The following is a 20041-nucleotide window of genomic DNA, read 5'->3' as shown; positions in this document are numbered from 1 at the left end:
TGCCTCCGAGCCGATGCCGTACCGCCTGGCAGCGGTTGGTTTCGTCGTGGCATCGGTGTTCCTGCTCGGTTTCTGGGTGCGCGCAGGCATGTCTCTGTGGGTGGCGACGATCTTCTTCGCCGCGTTCTTCGGGCTGTCGCTGGCGGTCGTGCGCTTGCGCGCCGAGCTCGGGGCTCCGGTCAACGAGCTCTACAACGTGGGACCTGACACCATCCTGGTCAACACGTTCGGCGCGCGTGCCTTGGGTCCGAGGAACCTGACCGCGGTGACGCTCGGATGGGGCATCACGCGCGCCCAGCGATGCCACCCGATGCCCCACCAGCTCGAAGGCTTCAAGATGGCGGAACAGGTCGGGATGAACGCCCGGCGACTCGCCCTCGCCATGGCAATCGCCACGGTGCTCGGAACGCTTGCTGGGTTCTGGGCGTATCTCGATGTCCGCTACCGACAGGACTTCGACGGCGGCTTCGGTTGGGAGGCGTGGAACCGTCTCGCAGACTGGCTGACGTTCTCGCCGTCGCCCAACGCGGCTGCCATCGTCGCGATGTTCGTCGGGTTTGGCGCAGTGTCTGGGCTGAGTCTCTTGCGGTACCGGTTCGTATGGTGGCCCCTCCATCCGGTGGCGTATCCCCTCGCCAGCAGCATCAACTGGTCGGCGAGCTGGTTCTGGTCCTCCATCTTCGTGAGCTGGCTCGCCAAATCGGCGATCCTTCGCCACGGCGGTCTCCCGGCGTACCGAAGCTCCATCCCGTTCTTCATGGGGCTCATCCTCGGCGATTTCCTCGTCGGCGGCGCGTTCAACATCTACGGCGTTCTGACGCACATCCATACGTACACGTTCTGGCATTGAGTCTTCTCGCGAAGTATCATCCGCGACCTCGTGGTCCGGTTGAGGGTAACGCCGACACCGGGCTGAGGTGCGTCGAGATGGTGTCAGCAAGCAGGCGACCGGATGAGGGAGGCGACCGGATGAGGTACTCGCTTGTCTACGTGCTTCTGCTAATGGGTCTGGCGCTGGGGTGCGACTACGGGGAGGACGCGGAACCCGAGCGACAGACGGTCGAGCTCACTGCTGAGGACTTCAAGGATGTCCAGGACCCGAGGGCGTTCCTGATCGAGCTCCAGGCGAAGGGCGCGATTCCCGAGGCGGACGTGAACCGCGACGGCGTGGTGGATATCAGCGATCTCGTGATCGTCGCGCGCAACTTCGGGCTGGAGGTCGTGCTCGACGAGCCGCTCCCGGGTTTGCCGGTCGATACCGCTGGCTACGAGCGCTGGCTCCGTCTGAACGCCGAGCCGATCCCGCCACGTGCAGCGGACCCCCACAACGGCACCAAGAACGTCTACACGAACCAGCGACGTAACGTCATCGCGCCGGGCGGCAAGCAGGTGTTCCCGTATCCGGACGGCACGATCATCGTGAAGGATGCCACGCGACCCGGACGGGACTTCATCGGCTTGGTCGCCGTCATGTGGAAGGTGAAGGGCATCGACCCGGCGCACGGCGACTGGAGGTTCATCGAGTACGTCCGCGACGCGGCGGATCAACCGTTCCGCGAGATTGCGTGGGGAGCGACCTGCTGGGGCTGCCACTCGGGCGCTGTGGACACGGACTGGGCGTTCACGCGTCTGGACTAGTCCGCCTCTTCCGGCAGGAAGCCTGCGAGCGATGGGACGAGCTGCCACGGGGTTAGCCTGGACAGCCCAAACACCGACACCTGTCCGGGCGCGTACCGCTGCCGGACCTCGAAGTTCTCGAACGAGATGCCGCCCGGGATCTCCAGCGTGTTCGCCCAGTAGACGCGCCGTCCGTTGACGCGGACGCGCAGGTCGGGCTGCACATGCGCCGCCGGAACGCGCCAATACTGCGTCAGCTTGACCGACTTGTACCGCCACCAGGGATGGTCGATCGCCACGCTCGCCGGGTCTGATTCGTCCGAGCTCGCGACAACCAGCGCGTCGCCATTTGGCGTGCGGATCGTGTCGCTGAGGGGGTACGCGTCGCGCTCGACAAAGGCGTCGCCGTCATATCCGGCGTAGAGCTTCCGGCTGTCGATCACGCGATCCGCCAGCCAGAGGCGTCGAAGCCGTTCGTAGTTGCCCATCGTCGCCGTCAGTGTGTGCTCCTCGATAGGCGCGCTGTCGTCGTGGTGGAATACCTGGAACGCGACCTCGTCCGGCGCATGGCTCGACATGGTCGCCAACAGGTAGACGTGCGCCCCGTTCGCGGTAAAGGGCTCCACTTCGATTCGGACGGTTAGGCGGTCACCCTCCAACGTTCCGCAGACGTCGCCGACTGCCGAGAGCCGCTTGCCACGAGCCGGTGCGTCGAGCATGCTGGGCTCCAACTCGCTGAACGCCATGCGTTGGAACCGCGAGCCGCCTCCCGCCACGACGGGTTCGATGGCGACGAAGTTGATGAGCTCCGGCTTCTCCGTCTCAGCGTTCCAGATGCCGATCCGAACCAGCCCGCGAGGGCCCGGCATTCCGCCGTCCGACGGGATGCCGAACACCACGCCGTCCGTTCGCCCCCACACAAGCGCTTCGCTGTCGGACACGGGACGTATCCAGCCGCTTGTGGGAGACGCCGAACCCATCGCAGCGGCTGCGAGCAGAAACCAAGTTGCCATGCAGAATGCCTCGTGCGAGCGTCGCGAACATCGCCTGCGCACCGATTATCGCGCGCGCCATGCGATGCGGCAATCGGAGTACTCCGACGCGCAGGAGAGTCATCTGCCACCCGTCCGGTAACGGGCTCGCGCCGCTGTGCTATACTCCGCGCCCAGTACGGCATCATCCCGCGAATGACAGGAACGCCCCATGCGACTAGGTCTGCGCACCCCGATACCGGACGGCACGTTGCGCGAGAAGGCGATGTTCGTGCGGCGGGCTGGCTTCGGCGGGATCGAGCTCGGTCCCGAATACAACGACATGCCCACGGATGACATTCTGCGCGAACTCGACGGAACCGGCGTCGGCGTGTCTGCCATCGTGGGAACCGTGAAGCTGCTCGACCCGGACCCCGCCGTTCGCCGCGATGGCGTGCGCCGGGAGCACGATCGACTTCGCGTCGGCAGGGACCTGGGTGCGTCGGCGATGGTCGAAGTACCGGTGTTCGGACGCCCCCGCTTCGACGATCTGCCAGCCGGGAAGTCGCCCGACGACTACGTCCGCGAAGTGCTCATCCGGGAGCTCCAGGAACTCGCGCCGACCGTCGAGGAGACCGGCGTGACGATGCTCATCGAGCCCCTGAGCCGTCACGAGACGCGGTTCATGAACCGGCTCGAACAGGCAGCGGCGATCCTCGATGAAGTCGGATGCCCCGGCATCAGGATTCTCGCCGACTTCTACCACATGAATCTTGAAGAGCGGGATATCGCCTCGGCGATCCGCGCGGCGGGAAAGCACATCGGGTACGTCCATGTGGTCGATAGCAACCGTCGGGAACCCGGAGCCGGGCACACCGACTTCCGGTCGCCGTTCGGGGCGCTCAAGTCGGTCGGGTACGACGGCTGGCTGGTGATCGAGAGCGGCATCGTCGGTGTCGAAGACGGCAAGCTCCTGGTCGACATTCCCGACCAGCCCGGGGAGACGCTCGCACGGGCGCGCCGATACGTCGAGGCGATCTGGGAGAACGCGCACGCCTAGGAGTCGCGGCATGTTCATCGAACGAGCGTTCGAGGGCGGCAACGAGCAGAAGATGAACCACGGTCCGGGCAGCAAGGGCTCGGAGTTCGCGCGTCGCCCATTCCCTGACGACATCGCCGACACATTCGTGGTCTGGACGCGACTGCAGCCCAACAGCGCCGTCGGGCGACACCTCCAACCGACATGGGAACTCTACTACATCGTCTCGGGAACTGGGCGATTCACGCTCGACGACGAGGAGGCGACGGTCAGCGCGGGCGATCTCCTCTACACGCCTGGCGGTTCCTGGCACAGCATCGAGAACACCGGCAACTGCGAGCTCTGCATTTTCGTGGTAGGCAAGTAGACACAGAAGGGAGGAGACAGCACGTGAAGATCGGGTTCCACACCGACGCGTTCACGAGCGTGTTCTGGGACATCGAGAAGTGCCTGCAGTGGGCGAAGCGGAACGATGTCCACTACATGGAGTGCGGCGTCATCGACGGCGTGAGTTGGGCGCATGGTCTCCGCTACTACCCGCACATCGCGCTGTGGGAGGACCCGCTGGAGATGCGCCGCCTGCTGGACAAGTACGATGTCCAGTTCGCGAACCTCGACGCGGCGTATCCGCTCAGCGCGCGCGAAGCGCGCACCGTCGCCATACCGTATGTCCTCAACACGGTTCGGTATGCCAAGCTGATCGGGTGCCCGAACGTGGACACGACCGACGGTTTGTTCCAGCGTCCCGATCTGTCCGATTCCGAGGCGCTCGCCTACATGAAGGAGAACTATGCCGAGATCATGCGGATCGCGGACGCGTACGAGGTGAACATCACCATCGAGCCGCACGGCTATTACACGACGAAACCGGACTTCATGGCTGAGATGCTCGACTTCGTCGATAGCCCGTTCCTGAAGATGAACATGGATACGGGCAATACGTACATCGCAGGACAGGACCCGGTCGCGTTCCTGAGGCGGTTCCTGCCCAAGGTGAGCCACTGTCACGTCAAGGATGTCAGTGCCGAGCTCGCCGAGGCAGTGCGCGGCAAGGAATCCGGCATCGCGATCAGCTACTGCGCCATCGGCGACGGCGTCAACGCGGACAACATCCGTACGTGCGTGTCGATGCTGGCTCAGGCTGGCTATGATGGTGTGTTGTGCCTCGAGTCCGAGGGGATGGGCGGACCGATGCTGGAGAAGGGCTTGGCGTGGGTGCGCCAGGTGGTTGCCGACGCGACGAGTTCTTAGCACAAGCGTGGGGGATACAGGCTCATGTCACCGAGTCAGAAGTGTCGGGTCATCGAAGTCGGGCTGGGCGGCCGCGGCGCTGACTGGGCGCCCGTGCTCCACGCGGACGAGCGGCTCGAGATGGTGGGCGGCGTCGACGTGAACGCCGACATCATTGCGCAACACCGAGAGAAGTTCGGTCTGGCGCAGTCTTACTACGCAAACTCCGTCGCGTCGTTGGTGCAGCGCACACCCGCCGATTTTGCGGTGATCTGCGCTCCCAGCATCTACCATCCGTCGCTGATCGACAACGCGCTGGACGCAGGGCTGCATGTGGTCGTCGAGAAGCCATTCACCGTCGATTTCGCCGAAGCGAAGCGCGTGACGGAAAAGGCGAAGCAGCTCGGAAAGCAACTCGTCATCGCCCAGAACTACCGTTACTGGCCCAACTCCAAGGGCATGCGCGACGCGATCCAGGCGGAACACATCGGGAAGCCGGAGTACGCGATCATCAACCACGGCTTCTTCGCCAGCCCGCACATCACGGTCGATAGCTACATGCGTCGTCTCCGACACATGCACGCGTTCGAGATGAGCTGCCACCTGTTCGACCTGATGCGGTTCATCTTCGGCAGGAACGCCGTCCGCATCTACGGGCGGACGTACGATCCGAGCTGGTCTTGGTACGTAAACGGCGGCGGCATGGCGCTTGCCTCCATCGAGTTCGAGGGCGGATTGCATGTCGAGTACCACGGGTCGTTCGTCACGACGGGACCTGGGGACAACCACTGGTCGGTGGAGGGAGCCAAGGGCGCGTTGCTCTGGACGCACTTCGGCAAGCCGCGCTACCGTCCTGCCGGGCAAATGTACCTTGATGGGAAGCTCGTGGCAGGAACCGGCGAAGGCGAACGGGAGCTGCCGGTTCCCGATGCCGCGCGCGACCTGCAGGCGATTGTCTACGAGACGATCGAGGCGGCGCACGGCGGACCCGCGTCTCAGTGCCGCGCCGAGGACAACCTGAACACGCTGGCGATCTGCGATGCCGTCGCACGTTCGAGCGACAGTGGCGCGCCAGTCACCGTGTCGGCATAGCGGCGCGTTGAGGAGTCTACCGTGACGGACATACTGATTCTCACGAAGACCGACCAGTACCATCCCTCCGAAGCCTTGGGCGTCGCCCTGATGGAGTGGCTGAAGCCCTACGGGTCCGTTCGTGCCGAGGAAAGCCACGACAAGACCGTTGTGACCAGCGACCGGCTGGCTCAGGCGGACATATTGGTCACGTGCGTCGACTGGAACGCTCAGGCGATGACCGAGGAGGAAGGGAACGCGTTGATCCGGTTCGTCGAGAGCGGCAATACGCTCGTGGGCATCCACGGAGCGACTGCCGTGTCTGCCGAGCGAACGCGCTACATCGACCTCATCGGCGCGCGGGTCACTCACCATTCACCGTACCATGAGTTCCCGGTGGTCATTCGGGACAAGTCCCATCCAATCACGGCGGACATGTCCGATTTCAAGATCACCGACGAGCTCTACTGCATGGATCGACCGATAGCCGGCGGAACCGTTCTCGCGACGGCGCACTGGGCGGACAAGGACGAGCCCATGCTCTACGTGAGATCTCAGGGCAAGGGCAAGGTCATCTACAACGCCCTGGGTCATGACATGAAGGCGTACGACAATCCCGCGTTCCGCGCGTTCGTGCTTCGCAGCATCGAGTGGGCGATGAACAAGTAGCCCGCGAAGCTGCCTTCAAGGGTCGGTGGGGAGCCCGACAGGGCTCCCTTTCTCATTGCGGCTGACGCGCGCCGAGCACGCGGACGCGGCTCAGGAGGCATCGAGACATGATCGCTTTGCCACTGCTCATGGGCGCAGCCATCGCCACGACATCCACATGGATCGCGGTCGACTGGATGGGGAAAGAGCCGGAGTACCCTCCAGGCTCTCTCTTCTGGCGGACCAATGAGTACGCTCGGTGTCCGATCCTCTATCGCACTGTGCTGCACATCGAGGACAAGCCTATCGAGTACGCGGTCTTCCGAGCCAGCGTCGCTGAGTCGACCTACGTGCTGCTCAACGGCGCACAGATCGCGTCGACGAACGGGGCGACCGATGCGCTCGACGTCGAGCTGACCCATCTGCTGCGCCCGGGCCCCAACGCGCTAGTCCTCAGCGCGGGAGCATCCGGCTTCGCGTTGAGCGGCAGGATCGCCTACCGCGACGGGTCCGTCACGCCGATCACATCGGGCACTTCTGCGTGGCGAGCCGCCAAGTTCGCGCCCCTCACGCTGCTCGAAGACGAGCCCTGCATGCGTCCCGACTTCGACGACGGCATGTGGACGACCGTCCATCCGACGGGCAAAGCGGCGGCAGCACTGTCCGACGACGACGCTCGAGCCGCCGCGCGACGGATGTCCGAGGCGCGGCTAGCGCGGTGGGATGAGGACGCGCGGTGGCGGCTCGGGATGCTTGCGACGAAGGGAATCGCCGTTGTCGACTGGGAAGCGCACGGTTGGGGCGGTTCAGGACGGCTTCCGGCGTGGGTCGTCGACGCGGCACGTGACGCGCTGTCACCGTCCAAGGACCGACGACCGGGCGAACTCCACGAGCTTGCCGAAGCCCTCTGCCAGTTCGCTCTGTTACACGACGAGGCGAACAACATGCGGTACCAGGCAGTCGGGCTGAGCGAGCTCGGTGCAGCAACGTCGGACATCGACCATTGCCGCAACGCGGCGTCGGACCTCGGCGCAATCGTCCGCGACACGGAAGACGCGATCCGAGCAGGACAGATTGGACGCGCTCTGGACATCACAGCGCAAGGTCTGCACGATGCGTCTCGAGCGCGAGACGGTCGGCTCCTGAACGGTCTGAACACGTGTCTGGACAACAAGTTCGGTTGGTTCAACACACTGGCGCTGCTGGACAACGACGTGCAGCGCTGGGGACTGCGGCATGACGCCCAGGTGTACGCGAGTCCGTTGTCGCCCGCTGCCCACGTCACGGTCTCCGGCAGGTCGTTCGCCATCGACGAGTGGGACGAGCTGCAGCCTTGGCGCGTCTACAACAAGCCCGCAGCGACCGGACCTGTCAACCTGTGGTCAGTGCAGAGCGGAGCCGTCGTAAGCCGCGTTCCAGATTCCGATGGCGTCGTCTATGATCGTTCCGTCCACGGCGCGTTGACGGAGAACTGGGTTCTGCTCGTCAGCGACTTGTCGCGCGGCGGACCCTTGCCGACGCAGCTCGTGTTCCTGACGCCGCCTGAGCGGATCATCTTCACGAGTGGTGAAAAGGGAACACGTGCGGTCACTGTCGAGTTCGCCAATGACAGTGCTGAGCTGTTCGTGCTGCGGCCGCTGAAGGAATGGCGAGGCCTACTCGGACAGGCGCGCACGATGACTCAGATACCACTCGACCAGCGAGCTGCCGACCCGTACATCAAGAGCTGTCGGCTCTGGTCGCGTGCGGTCCTTGAATACCCTATCGAGTTCAGCGAAGCGTTCCTACGCGAGCCAGAAGGCGGTGCGCTGAGGATTGCCGACGTCTACGGCTACCGCACGTACCGCGACGCGTGGGAAACGGAGCCCCTTCGGCTCGCGCCGCTGCCGCCTCTCGCGAGCTACGGTCTCCTGACCGGTTACCCAGGCATCGAGATCCACAGTCCGTCGCAGGTGCTTGGGTCACTGGGCGACTGGGGCGATTTCGTGGCAGTGGTCGACAGCGATCGAATCGTGTATCGAGTCCCTCTCGACTCCATCAAACGGTTCGCCGGTTTCACGTCCTACTGCTTCGGGCCGACGGACATCGGCGAGCCCGGGAGCCGCACCGAGGTCGACACGGTTCGGCGCATCGGAGCCAACAGCTTCCGACCACAGCACAACCAAACCGGCGAACGCGCCATGCGCACGCTCATGTGGGCGTGGGAGCGCGGGTTGCAGAACGTCTTCAACACGGACGAGAAGTGGGTGCCTGACGTCGTCGAGCACTATCGGACGCTGGCGCGCCAGTGCAAGGACCTGCCGCCCGACGCCGTGGCGTACGACCTGCTGAACGAACCGGAGACGCGCGAGCCGCGTTCATACGGTGCGTTGATCAAGAAGATCACGAACGTGATCCGCGAAGTGGACAAGACGCACCTCATCTACGTCGAGGCGATGCCGGAATGGGGACCAGGGGCAAAACCGTTCCCGAAGGGAGCCTTCGAGACCTTGGAGCCGACGGGCGATCCGCTCACGGTCTACAGCTTTCACGACTACGAGTTCCGGTTGCCACCTCTCTGGCCCAACGAGGAGCGAGACATCCGCGACATCCTCACACGCTGGATCCCAGCGTTCCGGTACGCCATCGACCATCGCGTTCCCATTCATCTGGGCGAGTTCGGCGGTCTCGAACAGACGGATCAGGATGTCTACTCGAACCACTGCGCGCTGGCGGTCATGGCGGACTTCTTCCGCATCTTCGACGCGTTCGGATGGCACTTCCACTACTATTCGAACCGAGGAACGGTGCGCGTTCGTGGCGATGGGAGCTTGCAGGAGAGCCTCGTTCAGGCGGCGTTCCGTCGGTACGCCGCGCGCGGAACGCTCAACGCGAACCGGTAGGCAGCTCGAGTCCGCTGCGCTCAAGATCGCTGCAGTCGGCTGCCGATGGTAGTATTGGATAGGTTGTGTCTGCGACGCTGCAAGGTGTGAGCATCACGCCCGGCAAGGGGGCCTTCGTGCCGACGGAAAGCACGAACGAGAACGGTGGGGTCATCGTCCCCAGGATCGTGAACGGCTACTCGATTCGCCCGCGCGCGGAGCTCGGGGGCAGCGACCTTCGTTCTGCCGTGCTCTATCGCGCCGACCTCCGATGGGCGGGCATGTTCGAAGCGGACCTGAGCGGCGCCGACCTGCGATGGACCGATCTGCGCAATGCCGATCTCTCTCGCGCCAACCTGCGCGGCGCTGACCTCCGATGGACCGACCTCCGACGCGCGAACCTCGCGGAGGCGAACGCCTGCTGGGCTGATCTTCGCTGGGCGCAGATAAACGGCGCGAACCTGAACGGCACGAACGCCAGCGGCGTCGATCTCAGGTGGTCAACTCTGAAAGAGACGAACCTGATGTACGCCAACCTGAGCTCTGCCAGCCTGGGCGGCGCAGACCTCGGGTGGTGCGACCTGCGCGGATGCAACCTATCCGGGGCGAACCTCACCGACGCGATCCTGACCAAAGCCAACCTGGGCGAGGCGAACCTCGCGCGCGCCAATCTGCACCGAGCCGTGGTTCAGGGCGCGGACTTCCTCCACGGCGATCTGAGCGGAGCCAATCTGCAGGGAACCGATCTCAGCGGGGCGAACATGCAGGGAGCCGCGCTGCAGGGCTCAAACCTGGTCCGAGCCGACCTCGGTGGGGCGAATCTGGCAGACGCCATCCTTCGCGAGGCGAGCATGATCGGTTCGAACATGATTCGGGTGAACCTGCACTGCGCTCAGGCGGAGGGAGCCAACTTCCAGGGCGCGTACCTGATCCGCGCGACGTTCACAGACGCCAACCTGCGTGGCGCCACGTTCATGCGGGCGAACCTGGGCAGAGCCGACATGGTTCGAGCGGACCTACGCGACGCCAACCTCGCCGGAGCCAACCTCGCCGGGGCTGACCTGAAACTGGCACGCTACAACGACGGTACGCGGTTCCCAGACGACTTCGTCGCCGACGACGCCGGCATGCTCAACGACAGCGAGATGGGAATCCCCGCCTAGATGGACGGCCCGGCAAGGACCTGACGATGTTCGGACCTCCGGGAGGCTCAGGTGCGCCGAAGTGGCTGCGACACCTGTATCACTTGCCCAACTACGGCCGCCTCGTCGTGCGCCTCTGGCGCGACCCTCGCGTTCCCATCTACCGGAAGGGCATTCCCGCGATATTCGCCATCATTAGCGCATGTGTGGGGATGGTCTACTTCCTGGCGAAGGTCGATCTGATTCCCGACTTCTTCCCGTTCATCGGGTCGGCTGACGACCTCGCCGTGCTGCTGGTGCTCGTCTTCGCGCCGGGCGCGTGGCTCTTCATCCGGCTTGCGCCTCGAGACATCCTTGAAGAACACGTGCGCGAGATCAACGAGAGCTCGCGTCGGGGTCCGATGTGGTAGGCTGCCCCGGTTGCCGTCGCTGCCAGATGACGCCTCTGCCCGTCGCTTCGTAGCGCTCCTCCAAGAACGCCGTGATGTCCGGTGACACGCCTCGTAGGTCTCCGTCCATGAGAATGAGCCTGGGGGCGACTTCGCCCGATCGTAGTCGGGCGAGGATGTCGCCCTTCTGCTCTTCCGTCAACATGGCGCGCACCTCGCCGTGCAGGAAGTAGTGGTAGATGGCGTGCGGCCGAAACACGCCCCTGCCCGTCCACCCGTCCATCACGCTTTCCTCGGGCTCCGAGTTGGTCAGGACGTACTCGATGTCTCCGAGCGCATCCTGGTTCGTCCATGTGAAGTCGTCGCGCATCTGCTTGAGCGGGTAGACCGACGCGGCGATGAGGAGAACGGCGAGCGCCGCGCGGGGCAACCTGAGTCTGGCGACAAGCCATGCGCCTGCCGCCGCCATCGCCCAGATGGCAGGGAGCGTCCACGGCTCCCCGAGCGCAGCCTTGCCGTACCACAGCGCCAGCCCAACTGCCAACGCCGTGATAGCCCCAGCGATCAGGAGCTGATACGGCGCGTACCACGGACGACCGTCCGGGCGTTGTGGTTCCGCCAACGCGCACAGTCGCGTGAGCCAATCGCTGGCGAGGAGCGCAAGAAGGGGGAGCCCCAACAGGTAGTATTGCCGGTAGGGAACCGGCATGACGTAGAGACCTGCCGCGACAGATAGGAAGCTGAGCACGGTTACGGCATCGCCCTGTCGACGCGCATATCGTCGTCGGAGAACAACCAAGGCGCGGAGGGTTCCGAGAACGCCCACGGCGGCGATCAGAGGGTTCTGCCGAAGAAGCTGGAGCAGGTAGTTGCTGGGTGAGAACCGGACCTTCCATCGGAGGTTGAGCAGGAAGTTGAGCTCGACGAACTGCGTCAGTCCGCCCATCGCCGCGAAGTAGGCGACCGTGACAAGGATCGGGACGGCGAAACCGGCGATCTGCCATCCGATGTCACGAAGCCGCGTTGTCAGCGTCCCTGGCGAGCCACGGTCGAGGGCATGCCACGCCACCGCGAGGGCGAACCCAGGCAGGACGAACAGCACCTTCTGAGTCGCCATGACCGCCCCGCCCAACAGGCACCCGCTCAACGCCCATTGCCACCAGGGTGTAGGCTCGTTGCGTTGCACCAAGCCCACGGATACGAACAGACACCCGAGCAAGAGGACGCTGGCGAGGACATCGGGACGTATCTCGATGGTCTTCTCGAGGTACATGATCGTGTTCGACAGGAACGCAGCGGCGAGGAACCCGACGTCGGTGCTGCGCCACCGTCTTCCGAGCGCGAACACGAGCGCCAGCGCCCCTCCCGTGAGCGCCCACATGAGAGTGCGCGCCGTGAAGATGAGCGCGAATGCATCGCTGACGTTCGTGTCGACACGGAAGAAGGCGTAAAGGGGCGACAGCAGGAACTGCGTCCAGGGTGTGTGGTGCTCGAAGAAGTCGCGATAGATGACCTGACCCTTGGCGATGAGCCAGGCTGCGTGGAGGTGCTCGAACTCGTCGGGGTCGAACCCTCGGATGCGCAGCAACCAGAGCCGCCCGCCGTACCCGAGCGCAAGGATGCACAGCGCTACGACCGCGAGGACCCATCGGTCGAGGCGGTCGCGGATCCCCGGTTCGCGCATCGGACCTCTTTCCCTCCGCTGCCATGTGCGCATGGGACGCAGCGCAGGATACGCGATGGGCGTTTGGTCTGCAATCGGTCCGATGTCTGCCCACGGTCATCCCGTGAGCGCACCTTACCCAGCAACGCCGGGGTTCAGATGAGCGCTCGAAGCTCCGACGCGACGCCATCCGTCCATGAAGCTGCCATCCGGCGAGACCCGTCCATGAGATGGGCGTGCCCTGGCGTCGCGTCAGCTTGCCGATCCCGGCTCCGGCGCGGTAAGATAGCCGTGCACTCCACGCGCGCCCATAGCTCAATGGATAGAGCATCAGACTTCGGATCTGAGGGTTGGGGGTTCGAATCCCTCTGGGCGCGCCACACACAGACTTATGAACAGCAGCGCACACGCGGCAGACCGTATCCGTGGAGGCAGCCGTGCCCCGAATCCGGTACCAGGTCGCCATGAGCCTAGACGGCTACATCGCAGGGCCCAACGGAGAAATCGACTGGATCACTGCGGACCCGGACATCGACTTCGGCGCGCTGCTCGCCCAGTTCGATACGTTCCTCATGGGCAGACGCACGTTTGAGGTCGTGCGAGCCATGGGCTCGCCGGCATCGGGCGAGAAAACGTTTGTGTTCTCTCGCACGCTCCAACCGCAGGACTATCCCGACGTCACGATCGTCGGCGACGTGTCTACTGACACCGTGGCTCCCATCCGAACTCAAGCCGCCAAAGACATCTGGCTGTTCGGCGGCGGCGAGCTCTTCCGCAGCTTCGTCGAGACGGGACTCGTCGACACGGTCGAGGTAGCTGTTATGCCAGTGCTCCTCGGCGGCGGTCTACCGCTCTACTCCCACACGACGCGCCACGTCGAACTCCACCTCACCAGCCATACGGCATACGGCTCAGGCATCGTAATGCTCGAGTACGACGTCAGGAAGACCGGGCGAGAGCGGTGAACGATGTGCGCGTACAGCGATGCAGCGCGCGCCTACGGCGCGTCTCAGGTCGGCGTGACAAGATACTTGCGTGCGTTAGTACGTGGCTAGCGAGGCAGGAGGGAGTTGCGCGTCGCCGCTGCCGACTGCGGCTTGCGCTGTTGGAGGGTGTCAAGCCGACGATCCATCCAGGCGAGCAATTCATCGCGGTTCTTGGAACCCAGCTCAGGGAACTCATAGCGCACCCACTGAGCGTTCACAGCGCTCTCGTCGGCGGATGATTTGGCGTGCAGCAGCGCGTCGATTGCCCGTTCGCGCTGACCTATCTCCTCGTACACGCGGCTGAGGTAGAGCCATGCCGCAGCGATCCTCGGAGAACGCTGACGTTCGCGGATGAAGTTCAGCATCGCCTGCGACGACTGGGCGGCGTTCCCTCGCGTCTCGAACAGGACACGGGCAACCCGGAACGCAGCCGCATCCGCGGTGCTGTCCTCGCACCCGTCAGTCAGGTATACCGAGAGCTGCGGCATCTGGATCGCTCGTTGGAATGCAGCAATCGCGCCATCGACGTTCCGGTGCTCCGCGCTCAGGATCTCCCCAATCTGGTAATACGCCCGTGCGGATTCATGCGACGAGGGAACCAGTTGCACAAGACGCTGGAACGTCGATAGACCACGCGACGTGTTCCCCTGGTTCGCCACGTAGAGCGCTCCGGCTCGATACAGAGCGATGGCGTCCCAAGTGCTCCCGGAATCGTCCGAGTTCGCCACGAGCAGATACAGGTTGATCGCCGCATCGTAGTCCTGAAGCTCTCGCTCATACAGCCCGGCTGCCTGGAATCGAGCTCGCGCCTGTGTCGGTGCGTCCTCGGCGCGATCCGCCACGAGCAACACTCGCTGGATCTCACTTCGCGCTCGATACTGGCGGACCAACGACAAGGCTTCGTTCGCTTCTGGCGAGGATCGATGGTCTGTGATCAGCCGGTTGAGGGTCGATAGCGCCTCGGAATGCTTGCGCTGCGCTGTGAGAGACCTCGCCTCGTTGAGGAGCCGCGCCGGAGTTCCCTCGGCGATTTGGCGCAGCTTCGTCTCGATCTCCGCTTGGAGTCCAGCCGCTTCGTCCTCTCGCCGAGCGATATCGCCCATCGCGATCCGTTCGCCTGACAGGAGCGCCAGGTTCAGGAACAGCCGAAAGGCATCGGCCGCATCGTCGACACGACCGAGTCGCTCCAGCGCCACGGCTCGCAGGTAGATCGTCGCCGATGTCTTCCAGAACGAAGGGTACTCCGTGAGCACGCGGTCAAACGCCGACAGCGCGGCGGCGTTGTCGGGCATGTTGAGGTACAGGTGCCCCGTCTGGAACAAGGCTTCCGCGTCGAAACGGCTGGCGCGGAACTGGGTGACGACGCGCTGGTACGCCTCGAGCGCTCCCTGCGTGTTGCGCTGACGCGCCAGGATCTGACCGATCCGGTACTGCGCTTCCGGCGCCAACTCGCTCTCGGGTCGCTGCCTGACGAGGGCGGCGAACTCGCGCACTGCCGCGTCCGGCGTGCCCGCATCGTCGTAGAGGGTCGCCACGTTGAACGTCGCCTGGGCCCAGACGATTGGGTCGGTCGTCTTGGCGGCTTGGCGACGGTACGCAGCGATCTCCTCAGACGCCCGCCTCAGCCTGCCGATGGCGTCCATCGCCGACTTGCGGTACCGGCTGCCCTCCGGGGCGGACTCGACGATCTCCGTGTAGACGTCGATAGCGTGGTCGTAATCCCCTTGACGAGCGTGGATCCTCGCCAGATAGACTCTCGCCAGATCAGCATCGTCGGTGCCGGCGGCGACTCGCACAATCTCGTTGTAGGCGCGGACCGCCGCGGCAGTGTCCCGCTGGTAGGATTCTGCGATATCTCCCTGCTGAAAGAGGAGCACGATGCGGTCCTCGCCTCGCGCGAAGCGAAGCCGCTGCTCGATCGCCGACATGGCGCGGGCATAGTCGCCGGCTCTGACGTGCTGGACGACAGGATCTGATTCGGGGGAGATCGAAGACCAGGAGCTCTGTCCATAGCTCAACTGCAGCGGCAGTAGGACGCACGCAGCCAACAGGACAGCCGTGACACACCTACCCGTGGCGGAAATTGTCTTGACGGGCGTTGTCTCGGGGCGCAGGATCGGTAGGTCGTCTGCCATCGACGGTACAGGCCCTATGTCTGCGATGTCTGGTCAAGCGCGACACGAACACGCATCGACTGAACTGCCCTACGGCGATGTCACGTCGACGAACACGGGCTTGACGTCCCGTCGCAGCGGCATGGTGACGGCAGTCGTACTGAGAATCGCGGATTGCTCAAACTCCGCGACGCGCGAGGTCCACGAATCGGGGCTGTTTTCGACCAACTGCTCATAGTGCGCCAGCGCCGTTCGTGCATCACCGCGGACGTGGTGGATCAGCCGAGCCTCGTTGAGCTGTCGCTCCTGCTCGACTTGCTGAAACTCGCGATGTTGCTGGCGAACCGTGTGCGATGTCTCGCGCACAGGCGCGACGACCTCGGCTACGGGCGAGTACTGTACCGGCGCGATGGACCGGTCGCCTAGGAAGACGCCCACGACCAGACTCGCGGCAGCAATGGCGGCGGCGCTCCCAAAACGCCCCCAAAGGCTTGCGCCTACCACAGCCATCCCGACGATTCGACGGCTTCGCGCCGACGCAGCGTTGACGGCTGAGCGAGCAGCGATCTCGCGGTAGATGTCGCCGTCGAGGTCATCCAAGCGGGCTTCGAAGTCCTGTGGGGCTTGATCAGCGAGCAGACCCAGAGTCTCGCGGAAATCCTGGACCATCGCCGCGAACGCTGGATCCGACTCGATTTCAGCCTGAACGCGGGCGCGGTCTTCTGGAGAGATGTCACCGTCCAGATACGGCACTATCAACAACTCAAGATCGGATGGTTGCTTCATAGCGGCGCTTTCGAATGCGGGCTGCTCCCGGCGTCGGAGTCCTCGCCGTGCAGCTTATCAGATATGGTGTCCCTCGCGCATCGGTCGAAGGACCTCTCTCAGCTTCGCGACGGCTCGGAACAGGTGGATTTTGGCGGTTCCTTCGGCAATCGCAAGGGCTTCCGCGACTTCCTTCACCTGTAGACCGCCGTAGTGGTGCAGCACGAATACTTCGCGCTGACGATCCGAGAGTCCGTCGACAGCATCGCGGATGATGTCGGCTAGCTCGTTCTCTTCGGCGACGCGGTCCGGTCGGCTCGCAAAGCCTGACGTCGCCGGCTCAGGGATTTGCGATTCCGGCTCGTCCAACGATTCTGTCCGTCGGCGGCTGCGCGCACGATGGAAGTCGATGCAGAGGTTGTACGTGATGCGGAAGAGCCACGTGTACCAGCTCGCCTGGGGCCGCCACTTCGGCAGAGCCAGGAACGCGCGCACAAACGTTTCCTGTGTGATGTCGAGAGCGTCCTCGTAGCTCTTCGTCTTCTGGTAAGCCAGCATGAAGACCCGCGACCGATAGCGCTGCATGAGCACGTCGAACGCTCGCGTGTCTCCAGCCTGTGCGGCTTCGATGAGCTCCGCATCCGCCGTCGCATCATCGAACTCCGTCGCGTCCCGTAGGTGTTGTGTCGATCGGTTCTGATCCACACCTACCGCATGGGTTGCGTTCGGATGCCCCGCCGTGTTCTCCAGGGCTGGCGCCGGGCTCTGAGTGGTCTCGATCCTGTCGCCCGTACCGTCTACTCTCGCGACGATACCGCTGATGCCGTTGAGAGTCAACGACCCGACTTGGCCGCGCATGGCACCGACCTCCCGCCGCCGCCCGTCTCGGTTCTGCGGCTGACATCACGCGACACGACTTACAGCACACTTTCGCCACGTCAAACGCCGAGCCACCGCATCGGGTTTACGCGACGACCGCTCAACCGCGAACGGCAAGCGCGACCCTCTTCTCGATCCGCTCCCGATCTTTGTGCATCCTGACCTCATTTGCTAAGTTGCGACATACGAGAACCGGTTAGAATGTGGGTCAGAATCACGGTCTCTGGATGGAGTGCTGACCATGCTACAGGATGTTCTCCGCGTGTCCGACCTCGCGCCGTTCGTCCGGGGGATTTTCGCCGAAGATGAGACGCTTGTGTGACGGGTTCTTCACGGCATCCTGCGGGCAGCGTCGCCCCGACTCAGCGACATCAGCCATGCGATGGAAGGAACCAGTCCTTCCTCCAACGCCAAAGCGCTCAACCGTTTCTTGGACGAGGTGGAACCTTGGATGCCTTTGCTTCGCCTCTTTGACGAGAACGCACCTTTCGTGGTGGGGGATGTGACGGAAGTGGAGCGTCGGCAGGCGAAGTGGACCTCCTACGTCGGAACGTTGAAGGACGGGAAGACTCGTGGCTTCTGGCTGCTGACGCTGGGTACGCCTCGCGGCGGTCGGGTGTTGCCGTTCCACTTCGTCACCTCCTCCTCGCAGACTCCTCGCAGACTCTTCGCAGACCATCGAGGAGGAGGTTACCTCGCGGAACCGCGAACATCGTCGCGCGTTGGCAACCGCTTCGAAACTGCTGAGGGACGTTTCCATCGTCTTTGATGGGAATTCAGCTATGAAGCGCTCCTTCGAGACCTCAAGCGCGAGAAACAACCCTTCGTCATCCGCCTGAACACCGGCAACGGGGTGCAACGGACGGACAAGGCAGGCAACCCCATCGCGTTGACTCTGGCTCCTGGGAAGGCCGTCTTTGCCAAGAACGTCTCCAAGAACGTCTCCAAGAACGTCTCCTACAAGGGAACCACGCGCGTGCATCTGGCGGGATGCTGGAAGCAGGGATGCAAGGAACCTCTTTGGGTTATCACGTCGTTGGAGCCGGAGAAGGGTCTCGAACTCTACGAGAAGCGCAGGAAGAGAAGCGCAGGAAGATCGAGGAGAGTTTCAAAGACCTGTGAAGTCGCTTCTGCACCTGGACAGACTGATGAACAAGAGCCGGGAGCGGATGGAGAAGACGATCGCCTTGACGCTCATCGCCTACGCGTTGGGCTACTTGTACGCGTTGGGCTACTTGGTGGACGAAGCGGCGCGAGATGCTCTCTACGCGAAAAACACAGGAGTCCTACTCCCCGCTCTTCGTCCTCCTGAAACATCGGATCCCTCGCGCGCACAAACGGACGCAGAACATCCGTCGCGACGCCTATCAACGGTGGATACTCCTCATCGCGCCCACTGTCCCAACTTAGCGGAGCAGGTCAGTGCATCAGCTTGTCGATCGCGTCGACGCGTGGCACAATAGGCGTGGTTTGGGTCCCTCCTATGCGCCGTTAGCTCAACTGGCAGAGCATCTGACTCTTAATCAGGCGGTTGGTGGTTCGACTCCACCACGGCGCACCACGTACCTACGCCGACGCAGAACCCCGCCAGAACGCTGATTCCACCGCCCCTCGACGTTGCCCAAGTCGGTCGCTTCGAAGGGTGTTCCCTCTGCCAGACTGGCACAGTGCCCCCCTTTCTGCGGCGGCTTCAGGGAAGCTCCAGGTAAACTTCAGGGAAAGCTCGACCCCGACCTTCCCGATTCCTTCACGCTCACCAAGAGGAGTCCGGGAAGCCATGCGTAGCACTCGCCAACCTGTCCGAATGCTCCCGCATCGCGCCGTGTCGGGTCTGTTCCGCACCAGTGACGGAGTGTACACGGCTGACATCAAGCCCGACGACGGCAAGCGCATCAAGCGTCGTCTCGGAACCGACAAGGCGCGCGCGCTCGCCCGGTTCGACGCCCTGCTGGACGACTTGGCGCACGAGCGTACCGAGCGCGAGAACCCCAGGCTCGCCGACTACGTGATGGGCCCGTTCCTGGACTCGCAGAGGGCGTTGAAGGCGCACCACTTCGCGTCAGAGCGCGTCCGCGCCGTCGTGCGGTTCCTCAACACGGCATGTCCGAACCTGCGCCTATCGGACGTGACGCCCGAACACGCCCGCTCTCTCACGGCGTTCTACGCGCACCTGTCGCCCAGGACGCGCAACGGCAACCTCCAGAAGCTCAAGCAAGCCTTGAACCACGCCGTCGATGCGGGGCTTCTCGACGCGAACCCCCTCGCGCGAGTCAAGGGGCTCCGGTTCGACAACCGGCGGATGCGCGTCCTTGACATGGACGAGCTCATCGCCCTCGTGAACGCCGCGCGGGGCGACGTGCGCGACATCGTCCTCGTTCTCGCGCTGACCGGACTCCGACCGTCCAACGTCTTCGCCCTTCGCAAGGACGAGATGCACGGAGACACGATTCAGATTCCGCCGGACAAGATGAAGAACGGGCGATGGGGCGTGATTCCCGTGTCTGCGTTCGTCGCCGACCTTCTCCGCAATCGGAGCGGGTCGCACTACGTCTTCCCGTCACCGAAAGACCCGACGCAGCCCTACGGGAGCATCAAGACGGCTTGGGGTCGCCTCGTGCGTGTCACCGGCTGCGATGAGTTACAGGTCTACGACCTGCGGCACTTCT

Annotated in this window: 16 protein-coding genes and 2 tRNA genes; 13 read left to right on the top strand and 5 right to left on the bottom strand. The window is 63.9% G+C overall.

Annotation, left to right across the window (positions count from 1 at the left end):
* Nucleotides 1–276 precede the first annotated feature (276 nt).
* Complete coding sequence (locus tag FJZ36_09595; GenBank protein ID MBM3215153.1) at nt 277–1638, top strand: hypothetical protein; 1362 nt, start codon at nt 277–279, stop codon at nt 1636–1638.
* Here FJZ36_09595 and FJZ36_09590 read toward each other — a convergent pair.
* The gene (locus tag FJZ36_09590; protein MBM3215152.1) at nt 1635–2630 is read right to left on the bottom strand and encodes a hypothetical protein; all 996 of its coding nucleotides are present in this window, start codon (nt 2628–2630) and stop codon (nt 1635–1637) included. The two genes, FJZ36_09595 and FJZ36_09590, sit on opposite strands and share 4 nt — an antisense overlap.
* A 190-nt stretch (nt 2631–2820) precedes the next feature.
* Here FJZ36_09590 and FJZ36_09585 point away from each other — a divergent pair, with 190 nt between their 5' ends.
* From FJZ36_09585 to FJZ36_09550, 8 genes are all read left to right on the top strand, one after another.
* A complete protein-coding gene (locus FJZ36_09585) occupies nt 2821–3648 on the top strand; it encodes a sugar phosphate isomerase/epimerase (protein ID MBM3215151.1) in 828 nt (275 codons plus the stop codon).
* 10 nt (nt 3649–3658) lie between these two features.
* Complete coding sequence (locus tag FJZ36_09580; GenBank protein ID MBM3215150.1) at nt 3659–3994, top strand: cupin domain-containing protein; 336 nt, start codon at nt 3659–3661, stop codon at nt 3992–3994.
* A 23-nt stretch (nt 3995–4017) separates the two neighbouring features.
* The gene (locus FJZ36_09575; protein MBM3215149.1) at nt 4018–4878 is read left to right on the top strand and encodes a sugar phosphate isomerase/epimerase; all 861 of its coding nucleotides are present in this window, start codon (nt 4018–4020) and stop codon (nt 4876–4878) included.
* Between the two features lie 24 nt (nt 4879–4902).
* Nucleotides 4903–5949, top strand: coding sequence for a Gfo/Idh/MocA family oxidoreductase (locus tag FJZ36_09570; protein ID MBM3215148.1), 1047 nt, complete (start codon nt 4903–4905; stop codon nt 5947–5949).
* 21 nt (nt 5950–5970) lie between these two features.
* The gene (locus FJZ36_09565; GenBank protein ID MBM3215147.1) at nt 5971–6597 is read left to right on the top strand and encodes a ThuA domain-containing protein; all 627 of its coding nucleotides are present in this window, start codon (nt 5971–5973) and stop codon (nt 6595–6597) included.
* A gap of 107 nt (nt 6598–6704) precedes the next feature.
* On the top strand, nt 6705–9458 hold the full coding sequence (locus FJZ36_09560; protein MBM3215146.1) for a glycoside hydrolase family 5 protein: 2754 nt from the start codon (nt 6705–6707) through the stop codon (nt 9456–9458).
* A 116-nt stretch (nt 9459–9574) separates the two neighbouring features.
* A complete protein-coding gene (locus FJZ36_09555) occupies nt 9575–10600 on the top strand; it encodes a hypothetical protein (GenBank protein MBM3215145.1) in 1026 nt (341 codons plus the stop codon).
* A 26-nt stretch (nt 10601–10626) separates the two neighbouring features.
* Complete coding sequence (locus tag FJZ36_09550) at nt 10627–10989, top strand: DUF1232 domain-containing protein (protein MBM3215144.1); 363 nt, start codon at nt 10627–10629, stop codon at nt 10987–10989.
* On the opposite strand, the gene FJZ36_09545 is transcribed toward FJZ36_09550, so the two are convergent.
* Nucleotides 10955–12685 (bottom strand): hypothetical protein, encoded by a 1731-nt coding sequence (locus FJZ36_09545; protein MBM3215143.1) that lies wholly within the window; start codon nt 12683–12685, stop codon nt 10955–10957. The two genes, FJZ36_09550 and FJZ36_09545, sit on opposite strands and share 35 nt — an antisense overlap.
* Nucleotides 12686–12935: 250 nt before the next feature.
* On the opposite strand from FJZ36_09545, the gene FJZ36_09540 reads away from it, so the two are divergent.
* Together FJZ36_09540 and FJZ36_09535 are read left to right on the top strand one after the other, a co-directional pair.
* A tRNA-Arg gene (locus FJZ36_09540) sits at nt 12936–13011 on the top strand.
* Between the two features lie 57 nt (nt 13012–13068).
* Nucleotides 13069–13596, top strand: coding sequence for a dihydrofolate reductase (locus tag FJZ36_09535; GenBank protein ID MBM3215142.1), 528 nt, complete (start codon nt 13069–13071; stop codon nt 13594–13596).
* 86 nt (nt 13597–13682) lie between these two features.
* On the opposite strand, the gene FJZ36_09530 is transcribed toward FJZ36_09535, so the two are convergent.
* The 3 genes from FJZ36_09530 to FJZ36_09520 form a co-directional block, all read right to left on the bottom strand.
* Nucleotides 13683–15752 carry a tetratricopeptide repeat protein gene (locus FJZ36_09530; protein ID MBM3215141.1) on the bottom strand — a complete coding sequence of 690 codons (2070 nt, stop codon included), beginning with the start codon at nt 15750–15752 and terminating at the stop codon, nt 13683–13685.
* A gap of 69 nt (nt 15753–15821) precedes the next feature.
* Complete coding sequence (locus tag FJZ36_09525; GenBank protein MBM3215140.1) at nt 15822–16517, bottom strand: hypothetical protein; 696 nt, start codon at nt 16515–16517, stop codon at nt 15822–15824.
* A 57-nt stretch (nt 16518–16574) separates the two neighbouring features.
* Complete coding sequence (locus FJZ36_09520; GenBank protein ID MBM3215139.1) at nt 16575–17354, bottom strand: RNA polymerase sigma factor; 780 nt, start codon at nt 17352–17354, stop codon at nt 16575–16577.
* A gap of 1506 nt (nt 17355–18860) precedes the next feature.
* Here FJZ36_09520 and FJZ36_09515 point away from each other — a divergent pair.
* Together FJZ36_09515 and FJZ36_09510 are read left to right on the top strand one after the other, a co-directional pair.
* Nucleotides 18861–18936, top strand: a tRNA-Lys gene (locus FJZ36_09515).
* 216 nt (nt 18937–19152) lie between these two features.
* Nucleotides 19153–20041, top strand: an 889-nt coding sequence (locus FJZ36_09510) for a hypothetical protein (protein ID MBM3215138.1), incomplete at its 3' end; no start/stop codon positions are given.

Source organism: Candidatus Poribacteria bacterium, assembly GCA_016866785.1.
Lineage (GTDB): Bacteria > Poribacteria > WGA-4E.
This window is presented reverse-complemented; position numbering and strand designations above follow the sequence as displayed.